We start from the raw sequence: 20,402 nt of genomic DNA on the forward strand, positions 1-20,402 counted from the left end.
ACTGCCATCCGGCTACAATAAGTTATCCACAGCACGTATGCGTGCCCGAGAAGCCTTTCGCATGGAGAGGTGCCCATGGCTACCTCTTGTTTTGGACTTTCCCTCGCTTGGCTACCGGGAGAGACGTTCTTCAGTCTTTGCAGTCGTCTGCATTTCCTGTCTGGTCACCTCCGCCCAGCCGCGACTACCGAGCAGCTGTTCAGCCTCTCAGAACGGTGCATCAAGCACGATGTGCCTTGTGGTTTGGATGCTTTCGAGCGGAACACCTCGGGCCTTTGGGGAGAAGCCATCTCCATCATCGAACAGCGCACCATTTTCCCGTTCTTCTCCCCTTTTCAGTCGGATAGCTCAGTCGCCGGCGCCCTTGTTCAAATCAGAGGCCCATCGCTTGGACCGCTGAAGTACCAACTCGGCCTCGTTTGTGGAGGATTTGGTGCTGATCATCCTTTGCGAGCCTGCCGGTCCTGCATGGCTCGGGACCTGGACTCGTGTGGGGTCTCATATTGGCATCTGTCCCATCAGTACCCAGGCGTGGTGGTATGCCCTGAGCACAGTGAAGTGCTTTGCGAATGCAGCCAAAATCGCCGTTGGTGTGGGCGCTTCACTTGGACGATGCCCTGGGCTGGCACATTACGCGATTCGGATTATGGCGTGATCACCTACCTGGAACGGGAACGCCTCGCTCAACTGGCCTCGGCGTGCCGCGAGTTGGGGTCTCTAGGCTTGGCCAAGCACTTTGATCCAGTAGAGGTCGCCCAGCTCTACCGCAAGTGGCTACCAACGGAAAGCGCGGCACACAGCCTGTTGACGCATATCAGCCCCTTGCGAAGGTTTCGTCCATATGGTGGGCTACCATCTACTGAGACCGCCGCCGCCAGCTTCATCAGTCAAATGGTGCGGTCACCACGGCGGCACATTCATCCACTCAAACACCTGATGATGATTACCTGGCTATTCGGCGAGGTTTCGTCCTTTGCGGTATGCCACGATATCGCTTGTGCTCAGCGGAAAGCGCTTTCGGCACTGCCGACGTCACCCCCAGTACCTGACGTTTCAGTATCACCGGCAAACAGAAAGGGCCACGCTCGGCCGAAGCGGCTCAAGCCTGAGCTCAGGGCACTTTTACTGAGCCGACTTGCTGAAGGAACGGCAAAGGATGACATTTGCCGGGAGTTTCAACTCACCATATCCACGGTGAACAAGCTGCTCCGCGCGGAGCGTGGCGTTCAAGCGTCATGGGAGGCTCGACGGATGGCTCTCGATCAGGCTGATCATCGCTTACGATGGGCTGAGCTTCAGTTGCAGTTTCCATCGCATTCTCTCACTGAGCTTCGCCGCGAATGCCAATCGCTTTACACCTGGCTGCATCGTCACGACAGAGAGTGGTTGTATGCGCAAGCTAGTCAAATGCCCAAACCTGCTAGAAACCCTAATCCGCGAGTCGATTGGGAGAGCAGGGACGAGGGACTGCAACGTGAGTTGGAAGCTGAGATTATTCGGCGATTCGGATCGGATCAGAACCTGTGTCTCAAGCAGTCGCAGATTTTCTCCCTATTCCCACGCCTTGCACAGCGTCTGGAGCGTCGAGATCGATATCCGCGAACTCGGGTCTATATGAAGCTGCTGTTCAAACGATAGGGCCGTACTGATCGGCCAGGTGTGCATCATGACCCACATGCAGAAAGCGGCCGATGTGCTGGCAGTAGCCAGGCGAATCGTGTTCTTCACGGGGGCGGGTATATCTGCCGAGAGCGGCATACCGACCTTCCGAGACAAACTCACTGGATTGTGGGCAAAGCATGACCCACAGCGTTTGGAAACCGCTGACGCGTTTCGAGAGAACTCCGCGCTGGTATGGGGGTGGTATCTGTGGCGTCGGCGCCAAGTCACTCTGGCCCAACCTAACGCAGGTCATTACTCAATCCGCAAGTTTGCGAAGGCTGGCTGGGACGTATCGGTGATCACCCAGAATATTGACAATCTACATGAGCGGGCCGGAGTAGATGCAGTTGTCCATCTGCATGGCACCCTGCTGAGCGTGAAATGCTTTGCATGCCACCGTCCGATTGCATTGGAGCTAGAACAGTTGAGCATTCCCAAAGAGGGCGAGTTGGTTGAGCCGCCCAGGTGCAGCCGCTGCAATGGTCGAGCCCGACCGGGAGTAGTCTGGTTTAAGGAGAATTTACCTGAGGATGCCTGGCTGTCGGCTGTGCGGCTCGTCAGGACCTGCGACGTGCTTATCTCCGTAGGGACATCTGGTGTGGTTAGGCCGGCAGCGGACCTGCCTGAGATGGCCATCAAAGCAAAAGCCACCGTGATCCATGTAAATCTTGAGGATGTGAGCCTGGGAGGCGATAGGGAGATCATGTTGATAGGCAGCGCTGCGCAAGTGCTGCCGGAGTTGCTCGGATGCTTGGGAGTGAAGTAGTTATCTTGAGCGACCCAGCGAGCCGAGTTGGGATTAACTCATGTTTCGAAGCGGCTGATCACTACAATGAGAGAGAAACGGATTTAATCTGGCATACAGAGCATTGGGAGGTCAGTCCAATGAGTTCTTCAATCTTGAGACCTCAAACAGGGGCCGCAGCTCAACCGCCGACGTTCCAGTTGACCCATGCTGAGACAGGAAGCTTGAGTCATCTGGACATCCTGCGCCTTGTCCAAGCTGGTTTTGCCCTCAGTGATGTTCAGGCTATGGTCCGCTCATCAAGCCTGTTTAAAGCTCACAAGCTCCTAGAGCGAATCATGGGGAAGTCCGCTCGGACCATCCAACGGCTGAGTAATCTCCAGAACGAAGTCCGATTGAATCCCCAGCAGAGCGCTGTAGCGCTCCAATACGCCCAGGGACTTGAGCTTGCAGTGATGGTCTTCGGCTCTCAAACCCTCGCCGAGAATTGGCTGGGACGGTCATGTAAGCATCTGTCAGGGATTGTTCCTTTCGAGATGCTCAATACCTCGGTGGGTTTCAAGGTTGTGATGGAATACCTGGAGCGCGCTCGCTTGGGTGTTTATCAGTAGCGGCGTGCCCCTCCACGCGAGATATGGTCACTCGGGGATCATCTGATTTCATACGCTTGCTGACGTGAGGAGATAGGAGATGAAAGTTATCGGTAAGGTCGAAATTGATGGTGTCAGAGACGTTGTTTGCGATGTCTGCCGGCTCACCACCAAGGTAAACAACGTTGGGCTTCAATTTGCAACGTTGCAGGCACATTGGGGCTATGGAACGAAGCATGACGGTGAGCGCTACGAGATACACCTGTGTGAAGGCTGCTTTTTCCAAGCTGTTGCCGGCCTCAAGCAAGAGCGGCGTACTCAAGGGCTCTTCGACGATGATGGCAGAATGCCGAATGATGAATTCGGTTTGATTACGAGGGATGATTTCTTCAAGGACAGAGGTTGATGCAGCTTGGCCACAACGGCCGTTTCCGCAGAAGAAAATAGTAGTTCACTTCGATTGCAGGTTCTTGTTCAGAACGCACTAATTAAGAGGGAGCGGACCCATTGATGACCTGGGTCACGATGCGTTCTCTCACGCCACACAAGCTTTTGCCCGAATCCTGAAATCACGACAGATGCTTCGACCATAGTTATCGCAGGCACGCTCGCTTTGACTACTGGTGGCAGTGCTCTTCCGTTTGAACCGCCACCTCTGTCTGCGCCTGCAGAGAAGGGTACTCGGAAGGCACGTTCGTTGAAAGTTTACAAAAACCCGCATTCGGGCGAGATCGTTGAGACCAAAGGTGGTAATCACAAGCTGCTTAAAGCCTGGAAAAATGAGCATGGTTCGGATGTCGTAGAGTCTTGGCTTTCGAAGTGAATTACAGTTAGCAGACGCAAAGGCCCTCAATGAGGGCCTTTTTTTTCGCAGTCCGCTTTGCCATGTCAACGCTTCGTACTAGCTAAAGATCCCACCTACTCGGTACCTAGGCCCCTATCGATACACGGGTACAGGTAAAGCTTTGCTGGTTTCAGCCGAAACATTCCGAACGGAGAAAAAACTGGCTACGGCAGGCTACTACTGAACCATCCTGGGCTCTATCAGACGTCGACTTCATAGAACGTTCGCCTTGGATAGCTTTAAACAACATCTTCAAGCCCTGAGGCCTGCCATGCTTAGAAATGCTCCTTTGAGTACAAAGCTACTGCTTATTTTGATGTTTCCCCTGTTGGGCTTTCTGGTCTTCGCCGGGATTTTTGTAGCTGACAAACGAGAGACACTGAGCGAGATGAACCGAGCGGTCACCGCTACCGGCACCGCGCAGAAACTCAGTGACGTAGTAACCACTATCCAGCGTGAGCGCGGCGCAAGCGGCGTGTTTCTGGGCAGCGGTGGTAAGACGATGCAGGACAAGTTGAAAGTCTTACGCCAAGAAACCGACCGTGCGGTGAGCGCGATGCATGCGCAATCGACCGAGGGTCTTATCGCGCCTGACAAGATGCTGCGCGCAATTGATGGTTTGGCCGGACTGCGTCAGCAGGTGGACACGCTCGCAATCAATAACGGCGAGTCCGGCACCCGATTCACCGATCTTATCAAAAATTTGATCGGCTTCTCTTACTCACTGGAAACCAGCATTGAGGATCCGGAAATCCTGCGTGGGCTGAGTTCACTCAATCAGTTCGTAGACATGAAAGAGCGCTCTGGTCGAGAGCGTGTACTGCTTGGCCTGGCATTCAACCAAAACCGTTTTGATGCGCCGCTGTTGTCACGTTTCAGCCGCAACATGGGCGAGTTCTCCGGCTATTTCGAGGCCTTTCAACGCTGGGCTCCTGCCGTGTTCAAAAATAAGCTGGATGCGGTTCTACAACAGCCCGCATCCGTCGATGTAGCTCGCCTGCAAAAACTCGGATTTGATACGCCTCTAGGCGATCCGCTTAATATCAAACCCGAAGACTGGTTCAACCTTTCCACCAGCCGTATCGACATGATGGCTCAGGTCGAGGCTGAACTGGGCCAGACGGTCGTGAGCCTAGCCAATGTCGCGCGTACCGATGCCCAGCGCAGTCTGTATGTCGCAATAGCCACCGTCATTCTGATGTTGATTGCGGTGCTGTGGCTCGCTTCGGTGATTATTCGCAATATCAAAATCGCTGTGGTCGACGTGAACCGCACCCTTATTTCGCTATCCACGCGTGACCTAACTGCCAGAACCCGTTACACCGGCAGAGACGAGTTTGGCGAGATCTCGCGTAACCTGGATAACATGGCCATACAGATCGGTGAAGTGATCCGTGAGATCGGGAGTGCCACGGCGCAGGTCGCGACCGCCGCCGAGCAGTCTTCGGCTGTGGCCCTGCAAACTAGCAATAACGTCGTCCAGCAGCGTCAAGGCACCGATCAGGTGGTCACTGCCATCAGCGAGATGAGCGCCACGGTCAAAGACGTGGCGCGCAGCACTACCGACGCCGCAGAGATGTCGCAGCGCGTTAATGCCAGCACTATGCAGGGCAAGGCTGAAATCGAGAACACCATCAGCTTGATCAAAGGGCTTGAGGTTCAGGCCGAACAAACATCCCGAATCATTGAGGAGCTCAAGGGTGAAAGCTATTCCATCTCCTCGGTTTTGGATGTGATTCGTGGTGTAGCAGAGCAAACCAATCTGCTAGCTTTGAACGCTGCCATTGAGGCTGCCCGTGCCGGTGAGCAGGGTCGTGGATTTGCCGTGGTCGCCGATGAGGTGCGGAATCTGGCCAAAAAGACTCAGGATTCCACCGTCAGTATCCAGAAGATGATCGCCAATCTGCAATCCGGCTCCGACCGTGCCGCCACTTCCATGCAGGAAACTCTAGGGAAGGCTCAAGAAGGCGCGAGCAACGTAGTGCGCGCAGGGGAGTTGCTAGAAGAAATAGCCGAGGGCATCGCGACCATCAGCGACAGCAACATACAGGTCGCCTCGGCGGCAGAACAACAGAGTCAGGTTGCCGAGGAGATCCACCGCAACGTAAACGACATCAACACTCTGGTTATCCAGGTCAGCGCCGGTGCTGAACAAACCGCCGTCACCAGCCGCGAGTTAGCCCGCTTGGCCGAGCAACAGCAGGGGCTGGTGGGACGGTTCAAGGTGAACTGAGTTACAAGTTTTTTTACCGGATGCTCAAATGCCCGAGAGAATGACTTTCGGGTATTTGAGGATTGGTAGGTGAGAGGGTGACGCGCCTATAAGGGCTACTTTGCTCAACGCGATAAACGAGGCTTTTCATGACGCCGGATGAGGTCAGGCCATGGATTATCAGCCGTCCTACGGCTTTCTGAAGGACTGCTTATACCGTTCTGAGTCATACAAGGTGACTTTGGCAGACGCTTACTGAACATCTTCCTAAACGAAACCACATGACGATTATCGAGCAAGCAGCCATGGGAGACGCAAGTGAAGAGAGCGTTTTATTGGAAACAGAACATTAGCGACTGGGTTTGAACGCCAAAAAGTCTTCCATGGCATGAAACTCCAACTGCTTGGCCTTGCGAGTCGGGGAAAGGTACGCGGCCATCTCTTCGAAGATGCCATCGTGATCCTTCAGGTCGGTATCTGTGTAAACGATGATAGGGATACCCCATTTTCGGAAATAGGCCTTGAGCTTGCGCATCTCCTTCTCGAAGTTCGCCTGAGCCTCTTCATTAATTAGTTTCTGGGTCTTACCGCTGGTTTCTTTCAGCCTGCCGTGGGTTGACCAAGGCGAAATTTCGAAACCGACCTTCGACAAGGTGAAGGGATCAATGATGGTGAAATCTAGGCGGTGCTCATGGTTAGCCACCTTTCCTCCGTAGCGCAGTTCCGGAATCAGCAGCGGTACGTCCAGTGGATGCTCGCTATCGAGCACGAATTGGCAGTAGCGCTTTGCTATTTCCATTTCGTGCGTTGATCCAGAGTTGCGCACTAGGGTCTGGCGGAAGAACTTCAGATATTGATCTACGGAAGAAAACTCAATGCGATCATCTTCGTCGGGTATTACGAAACCAGTCTGCAGGATATGGCCGATGGTCCAGTAATTCGGTTTGAAATGCCGAATCTCGCTCTTATCATTCTCCCAGGCTCCATTTTTGAACCGGGGAGTTACCAGGATGCCATAGGATGCATTTTTCTGACCTATCCAAATTTCGGCGTCCTCTACTTCTGGACGCTTTCGGGCAAGTGCATCGAATTGACGAAGGTAGGTTCGAGTTAGAAACAATTTGAACCAGCGCTCCACAATCTTGGAGTTCTTGATGTGCGCGTGAGCGTCGAAGTAGGGATTGCCGGGCCGTGCGGCAGATCCGAGTTCATCGAGGACTTTGAGGAAACCGCGGACATAGAGCGCGATGAACTGCCCGGGTGAGTCGATGACTTCGTGCTTGATGTCGATGTACTCGGCGTGCTTCCCGCCATAAGTCGCATTCAACGAATGCTCGCTTGGGTAACAGGTGACTTTTAGAACGTTTTCCTTAAGTTCGTTTATTTCCGCCGAAAGCTCAGCAATCCGACGATTGCGCTGTGTTTTTACCGGATCTCTAGGAGCCACTGTTGTTGTTCCTTTCCTTGGTCGCCATGCCGCGAGGCGCTCTTGGCTTTTAGCTCGGAGCCGGAGTGCGGCGCTTCGCTGTTGAGAATCCATGGATTCTCAGTAGTGGTCAACTCATCCCGGAAACTGCGTTAGGTTTTTTCTCAGCTAAGCAGCCGGTGTTGGATGCAAACTAGAATTCTTTTTCAGGCGATATGGCCTGCTCCGCGTCCTCCTATTCCCATTGTGCATAGACATCGCCTAGGATACGGGAAACACAAGGAGTGGCATTTTGCTAATACTTCATCTATCCGGCCTTACAGTGTTTTTGGATAAGAGAGCTTTACTGAATGTCGAATCCCCCACGCAATCATCACTTTATCCCCCAACACTTCCTCAAAGCTTGGCAACACACGAATGGCAGAATTTTCCGCTATCGTCGTTTACCTTCAAGCGGTGCGATGGAAATCAAGACGGTTGCCATAAAGCACACTGCTTCAATTCAGGATTTGTACCGTATCGACTTTGCAGATGGCGGATTTGAGGTCGAATCCAGCTACATCACCCCGATGATTGACGAAGCTGGTCATAAGATTATCGAGAAGGCACGTGGCAGTAGAGTTAACGATTGGAATCTGGCCGATCGTCGGCAACTGGCGAACACCCTTACGTTGTTGGAAGCTCGCCATCCAGACATCCTCAAAGCCATGGATGTTCGCTCAGAACTCGATCTCTTGCGGCAGAGGATGAAGGACGACCAGATCTTCTCGCATCGCTCAATCGATGATGTTATCGACTACTTTAAGTCGAGTGATTCGCTCGGGGTGGTGTCGTTGGTGTTGCTTGCCCAAAACGAGACTTTGCCGTTAATTGACCAGCCGTTCTCAGATGGTCTCGTGGCAGCGCACATGCAGGAGTTCAGCTGGGAGTTACCATGCTTGCTTGCTTCTGATTACCCCGCATCCCGCTGGGGAGACTATCTGAAGAACCTGTTGTTCATCATCGCCATCGCCCCAGGTAAAGCATTGGTATTTTCCGATGATCCGAACGTTATGGTCTTTGGTCGCCTTAAGTCGCATGCTCGTGCTCGACTCATCAACTTATATACCTTGGCGAAGGCGCGCGCTGCTTACTACTGCGACGGTGCGCAAGGTGAGTTCATTAGCTGCCATCTGGGCTGGGCTCTGGACCACCCAACTCTCGCAGAGCAGCGTGAATACGTCTCAAATTTCTTGATGGATGAAGATGCTTGGGATGTTTAGGGCGATTACATCAATTTCGAATACTTTTGAACAGGCTGCCTACGATCAGCAGGCAGCCATTAAACATCAGTGATGAGGTCGCTTGTTGCTCGTCATGCCGTCTAGGTGATGCGAGCTCAGGGATTCATCCTGCTGGCGTAATTCCTCCAAACACTCTGCCGAGGCTTCGCATTGCACCTCGGCATTTTGTCGCTGCGTCAGAGCCTCCAACCATTCAAGATACTGCTGGATTGTCGTAGAGTCAGTCTTGTCCATCGTGGTGGTTTTTGCCTTGTGCTTAGACGGGAAATTGTAGAGTGTTTGATGAATAGCAGTGCTTTGGTCGATGTTAATCAGTGGCCTTGGAGAACTGAACAACACGATAAGTACGAAAAACACAGGTCGAGTCTTTGCAGACGGCCAAGACAATAGCTTAGTTTTCAGAGTCGATTTTTTTTCTCTTGCAGTCATATATGGGATTCTCTTTGCACATTGCATGACACGCGCAGTTAGCGCGATAGCAAAGCGGCGCTTTGCAAAGAGGATTTACAGTTTTGAAATTCAGTGGCTTTGGACGTGTTCCAGGCGCTCTAGAACGACCCTTTCAACCATCCGAAATGGTTGTTGAGCTGCCTTGAAAAAAAGGCAAGGAACCACTTCGCCCATTGCTCTTGGCAAATAGAATCCTCTGATCGTTACACTGATGTGGATAAAGCGAAACTCCATCTTGCAGACGGATTTCGCCATTGCTCATAGATGCCGTTCAGAAGGATACCGGTCGGTGAAAATCAGAAAGACCGTGATCAAGAACTTTCGTGGTGTGAATGCGCTTGACTGGAACGTACCGCCAGCTGACATCCTCTGCCTCATAGGTAAAGGCGACTCTTCCAAGTCAACTATCCTGGAAACCCCGCAATAACTGGCGGCTTATGCCGAGGTCAGCGACGCCCGGGAACTGGAAGGCTACGGCGATCTATTGAAGGGCCAGGCGGTCGACGTGCACGATGCTCTGTGGCACAGATGCAGCGGGACGCCGAGCAGATGGCTGAGCGGGCCGCACTTCTGCACCAAGTGTTGGCCGATGTTGACGCGGAACGCCGCGCGGCGGATCTGGAGTAAACACAAAGGAGCTGGCTATTCCATCCAGGAACGGCCAACAGGACGACAAGGAGTAAGGCAATGACAGAGCAGTTCAATCCCGAAAAGAACTACGAGCTTCGCTTTGATCGCCAGTGGATGGGCGTTGTGCGCAAGGGGCTGTATTACGAGGGGGCTGACGCGTGGCGAGTTGGTGAGATTCACGACGGGAGGTTTTACTACAACGGCAAAGCGGCCGGCACCGTCGACGGGCTGATCGTGACCAGGACCGAACCCAAACCGCAAACGCTGCTGCAACTGGTGCCGCTGGAGGAATAAGCGCGCCGCACGGGGATGTCCTGCAGGATTACCAATAAAGCCGCTTATGTAAAAAAGGCCTCCACACTTTGACGATGTGCAGGGACCTTTTTTTGTCCACGGAACGTGACCCGTAACGGTAGGGAAAACAGGCACAAAAAAACCGCCGTTGGAGGGGCGGTTGATTTGTGCGTACCGAATTGGAGTTCGGTTTGCGGTTCGCTGAAAGCGCTGACGAATTGAGCATAAATTACGGTTGCACCATTGCGCAATACGTTCATGGATAATAACGGTGCTTCATCGTAGGTCAGTAAGGCTCATTGAATTGTATAGAAGCCTTCATAGAAACCTCATTGAATCGTTAATGGAAACCAGCGAACTGCGCCGAACTCCACGAAAATGCGGTGTATCTAGCCATATTCGGCTAAATTGAGCCGTCATTGTGAAAATTCCTAGAACGTCACGAGCGCGCGCAGTCAAGGACTTGACGCGAAATTGCATATTTATTTCAAAAAAACACTAAAGTGCTTTTTTCTGTCGTAGGTTTTGCGGTATTACGTAAGTCGTGGGCACGTAATGCCCTGGCCCCTTAACCGCGTCTGGAAAACGCGCCGGGAAGGAAGGGCCGAAAAACACCTGGCTCGCTGAAAGCGCTGACCCCTTTCAGTATCCGTCGCTTTGCCCGGTAAGGGTGACGGTTGTCAGGCTTCTTTGAGGAAGCCGCCTATGCGCCTTTTCAAATTGAGTTGCCGCGCCGCGTGGGGAAGTTTCTGCGCGCTCGTAAAGGTAGCGCAAGGCTACCGGGTTTTTGCCTGGCTGCGTGACCATTACGACGACCTTTGACCGCTGCAGGCCCCGCACATGCGGGGCTTTTTTCTGTGCCTGGTTCACCTGTTACAAACTCTCTCGGGATCACTAAAAGCCCAGGGAAATCACGCCCATTCATCGAATTCGATTGACACAAGTGTCACCTTGTATATGATTGTCCTTGAGCGCGAAACCAGTTGCCTCCAGCGGCTATAACTGGCGTAGGAACCCCGTCGATGGCTGGAACATCAGCGTAGGGTGAGACCTCCACACCCCTGCTTGAGGGTGTGTATATGAATATCAAGCTTAAAATTTCAGGGCTACTTTCCAAGTAGCCCTTTTTCTTTGCCTTCAGAAAAGTGTGTAGCGCTTGTACAGCAGCTGTCCATGGCGATGCTTGTTGAGCGATTTTGCGTCGGTGTGCATGAAGTTCCACAGCATTTTTCCCTCGAAAAACGCAACGCTGACCAGCATCTGCCGTTTGGATTCGTATGCTCCGATAAAAGCCAGGCGATCGCTTCCGTCGGTGAAAGCCACTTTCCATACTTCCAGTGGACCGGTTAGCGTATCTAAAGCCAACCTCACATAGCGCTCACGGGCATCCAGTCGTTTTTCGACAATATGAAAAATGCTGGTGCGCAGAATCGTTACATCGCCCATTGGGGTTTCGACGGTTAGGGACAAGATAGCGGGGTCAATAAATCCTAGGTGTTGAGCCGTCACTTCGATGGCTTCCTCATGGCTAGTCGCCGCAACTACTTCTTCCAGAGCCTGTGTACGCATCTCACGCTCTAGAGTACGGAGGTCTGGAAGATGGCAATCAACCCAAGTGGGCTGGCCCTTTATTTCAGAAATCTTGGGTAGGAGAGTGTCCGTGCTCAAACGTCGTTGCTCAATCTAGGCGGTGGTCAGGTCATCATTGTGCCATGTCTAGAAAAAGACGTTTGCAACAGCCCGGCGCACCGATCAGTTCATGATGTCACTCAGTGCTGCGCGTAGGAGCCTCTGTAACTATTTCCATCGGCGGGGGGCTGCGCTCGGCATCCCTCGTAGGTTGGCAAGCCTAAGCCTCACTGTGTTCCACAGGCCTTGCCGCTGACGCAGTGCAAGGCATCATCCAGCGAGTAGACCCGGGCGGGCTGAAGTAAGCGGATGAACAGCATCTCGATGGGTTGGATACGGCCAACTAGGTGGACAAACACATCGACCGATCCCAATTCCCGTACCAGTGGGCCCAGCCCGGTCAGCGTGGGTGCGCAAGCGACAGGGATGACCCGGTCGACGCCGAAATCGAGCCGATGCAGGTCGACCAGCTCCGGTACGGTGAGCACGGTGACCCGGGCACCGAGCTTGTGCGCTTCGCGAAAGAAGAATGAAGAAACGATCGCGTTGCCCAGTTTGGCGTCCCAGCGGGGAAGCACGATATGCAGGGGTTGGGCAAGGTCGCGAGGTGCCAGCTGACAGTCGACCAGGCAGCGCATCAACAGACGAGCGATAGCCTTTCGATGGTTTTGCAAAATCGACATCAGCTCGTACTTTCGGGAATAGCTGGCGATGATATCTATGGCACTGGGCCGTTACCAGTACTGGCCTAAGGAGGGGTAGTCCGTACGAGCTTGGAAAGTGTCTACAAAACCAGGGACGATTCATGCCTCACTACGGCGAAACACTAGCAGTCACAAAGAAACTCTGAAGTTTTTCCAATCCTTCTTTCATCAAGTGCGCATCATCGTCGCTGACCGCCTTACAACGACAATCGCCAAGGGTCAAACTTCTGACCAACCGTGATAGCGCGAAGGCTTCAGCACGCTCAAATTCGACAAATGCAATTTCATCGGTTCGCGGGTTCTGGGCAGTTATGATCAGATCCGGGCTGTCGCTCATTGGGTCATCCTTGCTTTGTGCTGGGACGCGAGAACCACATTCCCCTACGACCTCGGCCCAGCGTTTGACGGCTGGGCTTGTGGTGTAGCTGGGCGCTTTCCTATAACTGGATGATGTAGTGTGAAACCTATCCTCGGGCCTTGGTGATGGCTTCAGCGGCTATACGACGCGCATTAACGCGGGGTTCCAGCTTCATGCCCACGGCAGATAAAACAAACCCTGCTGTCAAAGCCACAAGAGACCAAACCGACATAGCCGTATCACGCGAGGCAAACATGACGATTGCCAGCATGTAAAAGGCTCCGCTTAATCAGAGCTGGCTTTGCAAGCGCACTGAGGAATTTTCTCATCGCAGTCTTTGCACACCTCACAGGAACAGTCAGGCTCTTTCTCACCGCAGTTGTCGCAAGTTTCACAGGTGCAGTTATCTTCTTTGGCGCTACAGTGACTACACCGCTCGCACACACAGTCAGCTTCCTTTTGCTCACAGTCTTCGCAATAGCTGCATTCACAGGCGCTGCCTGGCTGTTCACAACCATCACAAATTTTATCCATGGGATCCATAGCTAGCACTCCTTCAGTTTATGGGCACGGAATCCGCACCTCTCCTACGGGCTTAGCCCGCACTTGGCGGGCTTGTGGGTGCAGCGATTTTTCCGAACTATTTGGGGTTGGAGGCCGATGCCGCTATTTCGCGAAGGTCACTAATGATTTTCGGAACGACAACAGATAATTTACCGTCCTGCAGTGCAGCATTTCTGATCGTGGTGGCCACGTCTTCGACGCGCCAATACTCCTCAACAATCGGCGCTGAAACTTCCGCTTTTTCATAGATGTAACTGCTGAGCAGAACGCCTGGCACATGAGTCAACACAAAGCCCATTGCAACGCGCCCGTGCCGATTAACGCAGGCAACCAGTAGGGCAGTCATTTCCTCAAAGCGCCCATCCTTCGCCAGCTCGCGTAAAGCTCCAAGAGCAGGCTCGCTGACGTATTTTTGGTCCCAACTTTGAAAGAACTCAGCAATGATTTCTTCAATCGCCCGCATCGTGCTATCTCACCGAAAATGGTTAATAAGCAGTCAAAGCTGCCCTTCTTACGTCATGTGGTGCCAAACAAAATATTCTGACACCAGCCTCTATACATATCGAGTGTGTGGAGGGGACACAGATAAAACCATCCTCAATCTGAACGAGCATCTCCTCAACTAAGTATGTACCTAGGAGTGTTGAATCGTTCGGAATGCAACGTTCTTAAAATATATATGCAGTAGGCTATATAACTGCCGGGGCCTTCAGGAACGAGCTGGTACACCTGGCAGTTAGTCATAGAAGCTTGCGCCGCCGGCACGCTAGCGTGGCCGGCGGAGGGCCGCTCAGCGGCGAAGCGATACCATCATCGTCAGAGGAGACAAGTCTGGATTACGCTCGAACCCAGCATGCTTGGCGTAAAACTGTGCCAGGCGCTCCGTAAGAGGGTGAACCAATACTGCAGATGACGCCACCGTCTCAGACGCGATAATGGCCCGCGAAATTGCGTCATGAAGCAAATCAATCGCATAACCCTGCCCTTGTGCCGCCAGCGTCAATCCCATGCGACCCAAGATGGTTACTGGATGGATATTTGGGGTATTTCTCTGCAACTTCTTCGGAACGATGTCAGCCCTGACGGCAGAACCGTTAGACAGCGTGTAGTAGCCCGCTACCTTGTTCGTTCCGTGAAAGCAGACCACGTAGACAATTGCCTGCTTTTGAAGCTGAGCCACAAGAGCACGCTTTTTCAGATAATCGTCGATTGAAGGCTCACCGCTCCCAAACTCCGAAACGTCGTGTTTTTCAGTCAGCTTTTCGGGCGCGCTTAGCGCCATCTCGTTTTGCGATTCAGCAGGATTTGCAGACATTTGTTTTCACTCAAAGGTGTAGCGTTGAGCGCCTCCTCGAAACGGTCGAATGCATCGTCACTGAGATGGAATACCTGCTGGTCCATAATCACCTCTTGTGCGCGCTTACTCGCCGCGTCAAGGATGAAGCTAGTCCGATCCATCTTCAGCACGTCCACGGCCGCATCAATCAGGTCGCGTGTTTGAACATCTACTCGGATGTTCAACTGTTGTTTCGCGGCAGTGCCGCGATCAGTACTGGTATTCATGAGTTGCCTCGGTTGCGCACCATGCGCGTAAAGAACTTTTGGCCAGTCAGCCTCCTACGATTTATTCAGGTCGTCACGGGATCACGACTCTCCAACGGCATTGAGCAGGAGTAGGCGTTTCGAACCCGAAACAGGATTTTGTGGATGTCTTGCATGCTTGGTCACCAATTGGATTAAGGAACACTGAGAGTAACACATGTATAGCTATCGTCTATACGTATATCACTTGCTATACATTTTTCTGACCAAAGGAAGTCTGAGGTGGGCCGCAGCGGAGGATGGGGTATTTGCCAATCATTCGCGCCTTACTCGAGATAATTGCATAGCTCAGGGTGTTGGATTTTCGACCCTATGATGGCGCAGCCCAGGATAAGTCGAGATAGGCAGGATAAGCGCGTAAGTTGGTGAGGCTACTTCAGGAGCAGCCACCCTCGAGCTCACTCCAGAGCCGAAGCGGCGCTGGCAAACGTGACGTCTGCGAAATCGATTCAGACACGCGTCTGAAATCGGTCATCAATTGCAGGGAGGCTACTCCAAAACTCTCCTATATTGACTATCTCGGAGGTCGGCAAGGCTCGCCCCCCCAGAAAGGAAATGTTCTCTATTCGTTCGTTGAGTCCAAAGGAAATGTGATGAGAGTAGCGATCTTGGATATCCAAAATTTCCGCGGTATCCGTGAAGGAAGCGTTCACTTTAAAGACCATCCTGTGCTGATCGGGGCCAACAATACCGGCAAAACTACGGTGATAGAGGCGTTGACGCTTCTTCTAGGAAGGGAGCGGATGATCAGGGAACTCACCGAACATGACTTTTACGGTTCAGATCCCCAGCCTGCCGACAGAATAAAACTTGTAGCTACAATCACAGATTTTCCTTCCGAAGATCCTTACCAGAATACTGATTGGTTTAGAGACGGTAGAGGGGTGCCTAAATGGCTGGACGAAGCCAACGGTACGATCAGCGCGATTCGCATCGAAGAAGCATCGAGGCTTTGCTGCCAAATTGGCGCTCAAGCTTATTTTGACCGCGATTCACTATCGGTCGAGATGGTTCGTTACTTCCACGATCACGATAGCCCGATGGACCCCTTCGCTGAGGACTCGCCTGTAGGCGTTCCTCCTCGATTGATAAAAGAAATTGGGTTTTACCTCGTACGTGCGAGCCGTACCTGGGACAAAGTTTTTTCTTGGGGGAGTGAGCTGTTCAGACGCACGCTACAAGCAGCTGCAGCCCAACCATCCGATGCCATTTTAGCCGAGCGTGATCGGCTCAGAAGCCCGGAAGCCCCCATCGAAAACGATGATCGAATTTCACCACTGATCCAGAACGTCAACGCCGAATTAGCGAGATGCATACCGAATGCGCCTCTTGTTCAACTGCGAGTGACCAGTACCGATAGCCGATCACTTCTCGACTCTATCGCAGCACATTTTGCTGTTGTCGGAGGACTAGGCGTACCCGCAGCAAGACAAGGCAGTGGCTTGGTGTCTCTGCAAGGTTTGTTGTTACTTTTGGAACTAGGTCGAGGACGTTCAGCAGCGGGTGAGGGTTTTCTAATGGCCCTGGAGGAGCCTGAGCTTCATCTACCGCCAGCAGGGCAACAGCAGTTGGTACAACGAGTGCAAGCGCTTTCGACCCAGACCTTCATTACTACGCATTCCCCATTGATTGCAGCGGTATCAGATCCTACCTCTGTATTGATTCTTCGAAATGTTGACGGCCACCTCTCCGCCCTTCCTTTTTTAGCGGAGCCGTTGCTACCAGACGCTCAGAACTGGAAGAGGAAATTTTTTCAACAAAGTCGTGTAGATGTACTGTCGGCTTTAATGCACCCGTGTGTATTAGTGCCTGAGGGCCGTGCTGATTTCCTGTTACTCAAAACGGTGCTGCGACCTTTGATGTTGACCGAGGGTTGGTCCACGAGCATGACAGCTATGTTTGGACTGGAGGTCGGCGTGGTTCCCACTGAGGATGCCAAAGTGGTAGAGACATTCCAGTTACTATCAGCTACCCACCAAAAAGTCTGCTGCCTGGTGGACGGTGACAGAGACGGTATACGCTACATCACTAACCTTCTGGCAGAGCCCAATGCTCCCTCATCAATAATCCGATGGGCAGACGGCGAAATGATCGAAGACGCCATCGGCTGGATTCTGGATGCGGATGGAGACGACGTTGTCGGGAGGCTTGCGGAGTTGACGGAGGTTGCCCCCACGTCTGTATCTGACATCGTCACTCATTTAAAAAATAAGAAAGTGGACGTGATCTGCTATGAATCGGTTGCAGACGCGATAGTTAACTCACCTCTCTGTCGCGCCAGAGCAGCAGAGTTGTTCAGCTGTTTGGCTATGGCGTCCGCGGGAACTGCTAGCGCACATTTCGTCGCCGACCCAGATGGTGTCTGGGTATTCCAACCATGACTATTCAATCTTTCTCCGGCGCAGCAGGTTGTGGAAAGACTCATCAGTTGATGGCAAACCTAGCCGCGAGACTGGAAAGACAGCCTCTACAGACGTTTCAGAAAGTTTTGGCGTTGACCTTTATGCATGGGTCGCGTCGGCGCCTGGACGATCGACTGGGGGATGTCGCTCTGCTACGTCGGCAATACGAGTGCACCACAATCGATGGATTCGCTTGGCGAATCGTCAGTAGATGGCAAGCACTAATAACCCAATTAGAGATGAGGCATCCAAGAGTCAATGATTATGAGGCGGTCTGCCAGGTCGCCGCGGACCTCCTGTCTCACGATATCGTTGTACGCTGGATCGCCACGACATATCCCGTTGTGGTCGTGGATGAAGCACAAGATCTCACGCTAAATCGACTGAGGATAGTGCAGGCAATGGCTCCCAATGTTGACCTGCTAATTGCTGCAGATGAGTTTCAATGCCTCATCGAGGAGCTACGTCCTAACCCAGCCTGCGATTGGCTAACTGCTGTTGGCCACGACGCGCTCCTTCAGCAGCCTAGGCGCACCTCAGATCAAAATCTCCTTGCCGCCGCCGGTGCTATCCGATCAGCACAGGCTCCAGCATCAAATGGGCTCTTTAAGATTTTCCACACCCCTACACCAGCTCTCGCCGCTTCTTACGTTTCTAATGGCATTGGGTGGAATAGAGGGGGGAATCGGGTCGCGATTATCACCCCAACAATGGGGCAATTTGCCCACGGCATCCTCACATGGGTCGCCACCCGAACAACAGGCAGAGGAAACGGGCCCTACAACATAATTCTGGAAGAGTCAGAGAGTAAGCTTGCCGACGCATTCATTGACGATCTCGCTTTGCCGGACCAAGTCACATTGGCGGAAGCGTTCGCCTTGATGGCGGAAAAACCTGCACCGATTGCTCAAGACTTCGTGCGTTGGCTGGAGAAACAGCGTCGGACTAAGGGAAGGACTCATGTCCTTCGCGAAGAAATGGAGGACACAATACGGCACTCATTTTCAAACCAACGACGTCTAAGCTCACGAGATGGGCCAGGTATTCGAGCGCTAACCGTTCATGGAGCAAAAAACAGAGAATTTGATTTAGTGATTGTGCTTTGGCCTGCGGCAATTCGTGGAAATGACGAGCAACAGAGACGGCTACTTTACAATGCCGTTACCAGAGCAAAGCACCAGTGTCTGGTACTAGTACAACTCCCGAGAGCAATGACACTTCCTCCTTTCTCCGTTCGAGAGGCTTAGCTTTAAACGAGACTAGCCCTTAGCACTACGTGACCTTGGGTGAGGTTGATACAAAACAATTAGCTGCCGTAATGTCAGCAGCACCAGGACGATTTTTATGAACCGAGCTTTGAGGCAGCTCAAATTCGTCTGCCTTAGTCCAACGAACACCTAGCCCACGAACTAGATAGCGGTTCGTTCGAGAAAAATCTGATGCTTCCGAAAAATCACCCTGCCTGAAAGAAATCATTCGCAGATCGTAGAGTCGAGTGATTGCGTCCGAGATGTGGTGCCTTTTAACCCCGGTAATCAGCGCTAACCGATCGTAGGAAAGCATAGCGATACCACCACGATTTGAGTCCCTGTAAGCAAGCAAGGCGATGTACACCTTTAATGCCGACAATGACGCTCTGCTAAAGTTGAACTCAGTGAGCATGAGAATTTTGGCACCAAGCGAGCCGTCGTAGAGCCAGCGTTTCGGGATCTTCGCCCAGCTTTTACTTTCAAGCCAGCCGCAAATCATAATGTTCGACCCCTTCCTAAGGGCCTGCGCTTTTCGCTGAATCAGCCCCTCTGTTTCCAGTCGCGTCAAGGCTTTCGCAACGGTTGGCCGAGACAAGCCTGTGAGCCTAATCAGCTCCTCATAAGTCACGGTAGCATTTCCAGTGGTGAAATCTGCTCGGCAGCACAGCGCCAGGTAAAGCTTGAGCGAGGAAATGCATACGTTTCTTGCAGACTTGTCTTCCTTCAACCACATCGACTTTAACGAATAGGACTCATCCGCGAAGTTGACGAGTCCGCCTTCACGTATCCAATCGACAGGCAGTTTGGCCCATTCAGATACAGGACGACGCACTTCGATTTGGCTCATTTCGACCTCCATGCATGCACCAGCAGACCAGCACTCAGTAGCAAGATACAGCACAACGCTAGCGTTAACGGATCAGCCGAGAGAGCTTTATCAATTACAAACAGGACGGGATTCATTGCCTGGAACCTCTAAAAAATGGCTACAGGAGAAACGTTATCGCCAAGTGGACTCGCTATCTAGATATAGGCACCCTAAAAAATACACATAACCACATGATAAATATGAAAATATTGGCAAAACGTTTAGTTAATCTGACATAGGCTTAAGATGTAGTTTTTTGCCTGTTTTTTGATCAATTTTAATTCAAGTTTAAATTCCTACGCGCTCCAACTCGTCCTACCGAACGAGCAAATGTGCAGTGAAGTCAGCTGACTTATGAGCACTCGTTTTTTCCAACGACTCAACACATGCTAAGCGCGATATCGAGATCTGTGCGCAGCCTTCGACCAGAACCCATCAATACATAAATCGTATTCTTCGTCTCAAACAGACACCCATGGGTGAAAGAAACAGCCAATGTGGTTCTTGGGTGGAAAACGACCTTTACTATCTTGTATAACGGTCAAAGCGTAAACCAAAGCAGGGGCTATCGCCCCCCTCAGCGCGGCACCACTCTCAATCTCGAAGAGGCAGCATTTTTCCGGATGATGATTCTGAATGGTGCCAGCCGCTATGTTTACGCAGCCGATACACGTGATATTGAAGCGTACCTGCCCCGCACTGTCTCTCGGGAGCTGTATGACGAGGAGCAGAAACTCTGGGCGGATTGGCATGAGAGCCAGTCGAGGGAAGAGGCCGAGTATCCCGATCTTAAACGGGTCTGACGGATACCGAAATGGTGCATATACGAGAAAGCCCGCCATGGGAGGCGGGCTCTCAAGCGTCTCCAAGGGGAGTCTGTGTGCCAACG

21 protein-coding genes and 1 pseudogene are annotated in these 20,402 nt (G+C 52.4%); 11 read left to right on the forward strand and 11 right to left on the reverse strand.

What is annotated here, in order from left to right:
- Positions 1-75: 75 nt before the first annotated feature.
- From ACVWXD_RS24885 to ACVWXD_RS24910, 6 genes and pseudogenes are all read left to right on the forward strand, one after another.
- Positions 76-1,638 (forward strand): TnsD family Tn7-like transposition protein, encoded by a 1,563-nt coding sequence (locus tag ACVWXD_RS24885; protein ID WP_457371428.1) that lies wholly within the window; start codon positions 76-78, stop codon positions 1,636-1,638.
- 28 nt (positions 1,639-1,666) lie between these two features.
- The gene (locus ACVWXD_RS24890; protein ID WP_101218791.1) at positions 1,667-2,428 is read left to right on the forward strand and encodes an SIR2 family NAD-dependent protein deacylase; all 762 of its coding nucleotides are present in this window, start codon (positions 1,667-1,669) and stop codon (positions 2,426-2,428) included.
- A 119-nt stretch (positions 2,429-2,547) separates the two neighbouring features.
- Positions 2,548-3,018, forward strand: a complete 471-nt coding sequence (locus ACVWXD_RS24895) for an antitoxin Xre/MbcA/ParS toxin-binding domain-containing protein (protein WP_198557184.1) — start codon at positions 2,548-2,550, stop codon at positions 3,016-3,018.
- Positions 3,019-3,097: 79 nt separating this feature from the next.
- Positions 3,098-3,403, forward strand: a complete 306-nt coding sequence (locus ACVWXD_RS24900) for a hypothetical protein (protein ID WP_457371429.1) — start codon at positions 3,098-3,100, stop codon at positions 3,401-3,403.
- A gap of 264 nt (positions 3,404-3,667) precedes the next feature.
- Positions 3,668-3,820: pseudogene (locus tag ACVWXD_RS24905) on the forward strand (histone-like nucleoid-structuring protein, MvaT/MvaU family); the annotation flags it as partial.
- A gap of 337 nt (positions 3,821-4,157) precedes the next feature.
- A complete protein-coding gene (locus ACVWXD_RS24910) occupies positions 4,158-6,074 on the forward strand; it encodes a methyl-accepting chemotaxis protein (RefSeq protein ID WP_043205934.1) in 1,917 nt (638 codons plus the stop codon).
- A 328-nt stretch (positions 6,075-6,402) separates the two neighbouring features.
- Here ACVWXD_RS24910 and ACVWXD_RS24915 read toward each other — a convergent pair whose 3' ends face one another.
- Positions 6,403-7,593: a topoisomerase gene (locus tag ACVWXD_RS24915; protein WP_457371430.1), complete on the reverse strand. Its 1,191-nt coding sequence runs from the start codon at positions 7,591-7,593 to the stop codon at positions 6,403-6,405.
- A 236-nt stretch (positions 7,594-7,829) separates the two neighbouring features.
- Here ACVWXD_RS24915 and ACVWXD_RS24920 point away from each other — a divergent pair, with 236 nt between their 5' ends.
- Positions 7,830-8,741, forward strand: a complete 912-nt coding sequence (locus ACVWXD_RS24920; RefSeq protein WP_457371431.1) for a DUF4238 domain-containing protein — start codon at positions 7,830-7,832, stop codon at positions 8,739-8,741.
- Positions 8,742-8,807: 66 nt separating this feature from the next.
- Here the strand turns inward: ACVWXD_RS24920 and ACVWXD_RS24925 are convergent, their stop codons facing one another.
- On the reverse strand, positions 8,808-9,191 hold the full coding sequence (locus ACVWXD_RS24925) for a hypothetical protein (RefSeq protein ID WP_157829689.1): 384 nt from the start codon (positions 9,189-9,191) through the stop codon (positions 8,808-8,810).
- Positions 9,192-9,899: 708 nt separating this feature from the next.
- On the opposite strand from ACVWXD_RS24925, the gene ACVWXD_RS24930 reads away from it, so the two are divergent.
- Positions 9,900-10,136 carry a hypothetical protein gene (locus ACVWXD_RS24930; RefSeq protein ID WP_101218781.1) on the forward strand — a complete coding sequence of 79 codons (237 nt, stop codon included), beginning with the start codon at positions 9,900-9,902 and terminating at the stop codon, positions 10,134-10,136.
- A gap of 1,137 nt (positions 10,137-11,273) precedes the next feature.
- Here ACVWXD_RS24930 and ACVWXD_RS24935 read toward each other — a convergent pair.
- From ACVWXD_RS24935 to ACVWXD_RS24965, 7 genes are all read right to left on the reverse strand, one after another.
- Positions 11,274-11,705 (reverse strand): PBECR2 nuclease fold domain-containing protein, encoded by a 432-nt coding sequence (locus tag ACVWXD_RS24935; protein WP_232790524.1) that lies wholly within the window; start codon positions 11,703-11,705, stop codon positions 11,274-11,276.
- Positions 11,706-11,992: 287 nt separating this feature from the next.
- Positions 11,993-12,448 (reverse strand): hypothetical protein, encoded by a 456-nt coding sequence (locus ACVWXD_RS24940; RefSeq protein ID WP_457371432.1) that lies wholly within the window; start codon positions 12,446-12,448, stop codon positions 11,993-11,995.
- A gap of 130 nt (positions 12,449-12,578) precedes the next feature.
- A complete protein-coding gene (locus ACVWXD_RS24945) occupies positions 12,579-12,806 on the reverse strand; it encodes a DUF7706 family protein (protein ID WP_457371433.1) in 228 nt (75 codons plus the stop codon).
- 127 nt (positions 12,807-12,933) lie between these two features.
- A complete protein-coding gene (locus ACVWXD_RS24950) occupies positions 12,934-13,098 on the reverse strand; it encodes a hypothetical protein (protein WP_457371434.1) in 165 nt (54 codons plus the stop codon).
- A gap of 369 nt (positions 13,099-13,467) precedes the next feature.
- Positions 13,468-13,854, reverse strand: coding sequence for a hypothetical protein (locus ACVWXD_RS24955; RefSeq protein ID WP_457371435.1), 387 nt, complete (start codon positions 13,852-13,854; stop codon positions 13,468-13,470).
- Between the two features lie 327 nt (positions 13,855-14,181).
- On the reverse strand, positions 14,182-14,706 hold the full coding sequence (locus ACVWXD_RS24960; protein ID WP_457371436.1) for a hypothetical protein: 525 nt from the start codon (positions 14,704-14,706) through the stop codon (positions 14,182-14,184).
- The gene (locus ACVWXD_RS24965) at positions 14,664-14,954 is read right to left on the reverse strand and encodes a type II toxin-antitoxin system TacA family antitoxin (RefSeq protein ID WP_457371437.1); all 291 of its coding nucleotides are present in this window, start codon (positions 14,952-14,954) and stop codon (positions 14,664-14,666) included. The genes ACVWXD_RS24960 and ACVWXD_RS24965 overlap by 43 nt, the downstream gene beginning before the upstream one ends.
- A gap of 632 nt (positions 14,955-15,586) precedes the next feature.
- On the opposite strand from ACVWXD_RS24965, the gene ACVWXD_RS24970 reads away from it, so the two are divergent.
- Both ACVWXD_RS24970 and ACVWXD_RS24975 read left to right on the forward strand, forming a co-directional pair.
- Positions 15,587-17,374, forward strand: a complete 1,788-nt coding sequence (locus ACVWXD_RS24970) for an ATP-dependent nuclease (protein WP_457371438.1) — start codon at positions 15,587-15,589, stop codon at positions 17,372-17,374.
- The gene (locus ACVWXD_RS24975; protein WP_457371439.1) at positions 17,371-18,642 is read left to right on the forward strand and encodes an ATP-binding domain-containing protein; all 1,272 of its coding nucleotides are present in this window, start codon (positions 17,371-17,373) and stop codon (positions 18,640-18,642) included. Before ACVWXD_RS24970 ends, ACVWXD_RS24975 begins: the two co-directional genes overlap by 4 nt.
- Before the next feature lie 25 nt (positions 18,643-18,667).
- Here ACVWXD_RS24975 and ACVWXD_RS24980 read toward each other — a convergent pair whose 3' ends face one another.
- Both ACVWXD_RS24980 and ACVWXD_RS24985 read right to left on the reverse strand, forming a co-directional pair.
- A complete protein-coding gene (locus ACVWXD_RS24980) occupies positions 18,668-19,492 on the reverse strand; it encodes a helix-turn-helix domain-containing protein (protein ID WP_457371440.1) in 825 nt (274 codons plus the stop codon).
- Between the two features lie 400 nt (positions 19,493-19,892).
- Positions 19,893-20,009: a DUF6957 family protein gene (locus ACVWXD_RS24985; protein ID WP_457371441.1), complete on the reverse strand. Its 117-nt coding sequence runs from the start codon at positions 20,007-20,009 to the stop codon at positions 19,893-19,895.
- Here ACVWXD_RS24985 and ACVWXD_RS24990 point away from each other — a divergent pair.
- Positions 19,993-20,316: a hypothetical protein gene (locus tag ACVWXD_RS24990; RefSeq protein ID WP_457371442.1), complete on the forward strand. Its 324-nt coding sequence runs from the start codon at positions 19,993-19,995 to the stop codon at positions 20,314-20,316. The genes ACVWXD_RS24985 and ACVWXD_RS24990 overlap by 17 nt on opposite strands.
- Positions 20,317-20,402 lie beyond the last annotated feature (86 nt).

The sequence above is a fragment of the Pseudomonas sp. TE3911 genome, from assembly GCF_054062775.1.

Coding starts and splice junctions, on each gene's coding strand:
- ACVWXD_RS24885 (WP_457371428.1), top strand. CDS start 76: ATGGCTACCTCTTGTTTTGGACTTTCCCTCGCTTGGCTACCGGGAGAG.
- ACVWXD_RS24890 (WP_101218791.1), top strand. CDS start 1,667: ATGACCCACATGCAGAAAGCGGCCGATGTGCTGGCAGTAGCCAGGCGA.
- ACVWXD_RS24895 (WP_198557184.1), top strand. CDS start 2,548: ATGAGTTCTTCAATCTTGAGACCTCAAACAGGGGCCGCAGCTCAACCG.
- ACVWXD_RS24900 (WP_457371429.1), top strand. CDS start 3,098: ATGAAAGTTATCGGTAAGGTCGAAATTGATGGTGTCAGAGACGTTGTT.
- ACVWXD_RS24910 (WP_043205934.1), top strand. CDS start 4,158: ATGTTTCCCCTGTTGGGCTTTCTGGTCTTCGCCGGGATTTTTGTAGCT.
- ACVWXD_RS24915 (WP_457371430.1), bottom strand. CDS start 7,593: ATGGATTCTCAACAGCGAAGCGCCGCACTCCGGCTCCGAGCTAAAAGC.
- ACVWXD_RS24920 (WP_457371431.1), top strand. CDS start 7,830: ATGTCGAATCCCCCACGCAATCATCACTTTATCCCCCAACACTTCCTC.
- ACVWXD_RS24925 (WP_157829689.1), bottom strand. CDS start 9,191: ATGACTGCAAGAGAAAAAAAATCGACTCTGAAAACTAAGCTATTGTCT.
- ACVWXD_RS24930 (WP_101218781.1), top strand. CDS start 9,900: ATGACAGAGCAGTTCAATCCCGAAAAGAACTACGAGCTTCGCTTTGAT.
- ACVWXD_RS24935 (WP_232790524.1), bottom strand. CDS start 11,705: ATGCGTACACAGGCTCTGGAAGAAGTAGTTGCGGCGACTAGCCATGAG.
- ACVWXD_RS24940 (WP_457371432.1), bottom strand. CDS start 12,448: ATGTCGATTTTGCAAAACCATCGAAAGGCTATCGCTCGTCTGTTGATG.
- ACVWXD_RS24945 (WP_457371433.1), bottom strand. CDS start 12,806: ATGAGCGACAGCCCGGATCTGATCATAACTGCCCAGAACCCGCGAACC.
- ACVWXD_RS24950 (WP_457371434.1), bottom strand. CDS start 13,098: ATGCTGGCAATCGTCATGTTTGCCTCGCGTGATACGGCTATGTCGGTT.
- ACVWXD_RS24955 (WP_457371435.1), bottom strand. CDS start 13,854: ATGCGGGCGATTGAAGAAATCATTGCTGAGTTCTTTCAAAGTTGGGAC.
- ACVWXD_RS24960 (WP_457371436.1), bottom strand. CDS start 14,706: ATGTCTGCAAATCCTGCTGAATCGCAAAACGAGATGGCGCTAAGCGCG.
- ACVWXD_RS24965 (WP_457371437.1), bottom strand. CDS start 14,954: ATGAATACCAGTACTGATCGCGGCACTGCCGCGAAACAACAGTTGAAC.
- ACVWXD_RS24970 (WP_457371438.1), top strand. CDS start 15,587: ATGAGAGTAGCGATCTTGGATATCCAAAATTTCCGCGGTATCCGTGAA.
- ACVWXD_RS24975 (WP_457371439.1), top strand. CDS start 17,371: ATGACTATTCAATCTTTCTCCGGCGCAGCAGGTTGTGGAAAGACTCAT.
- ACVWXD_RS24980 (WP_457371440.1), bottom strand. CDS start 19,492: ATGAGCCAAATCGAAGTGCGTCGTCCTGTATCTGAATGGGCCAAACTG.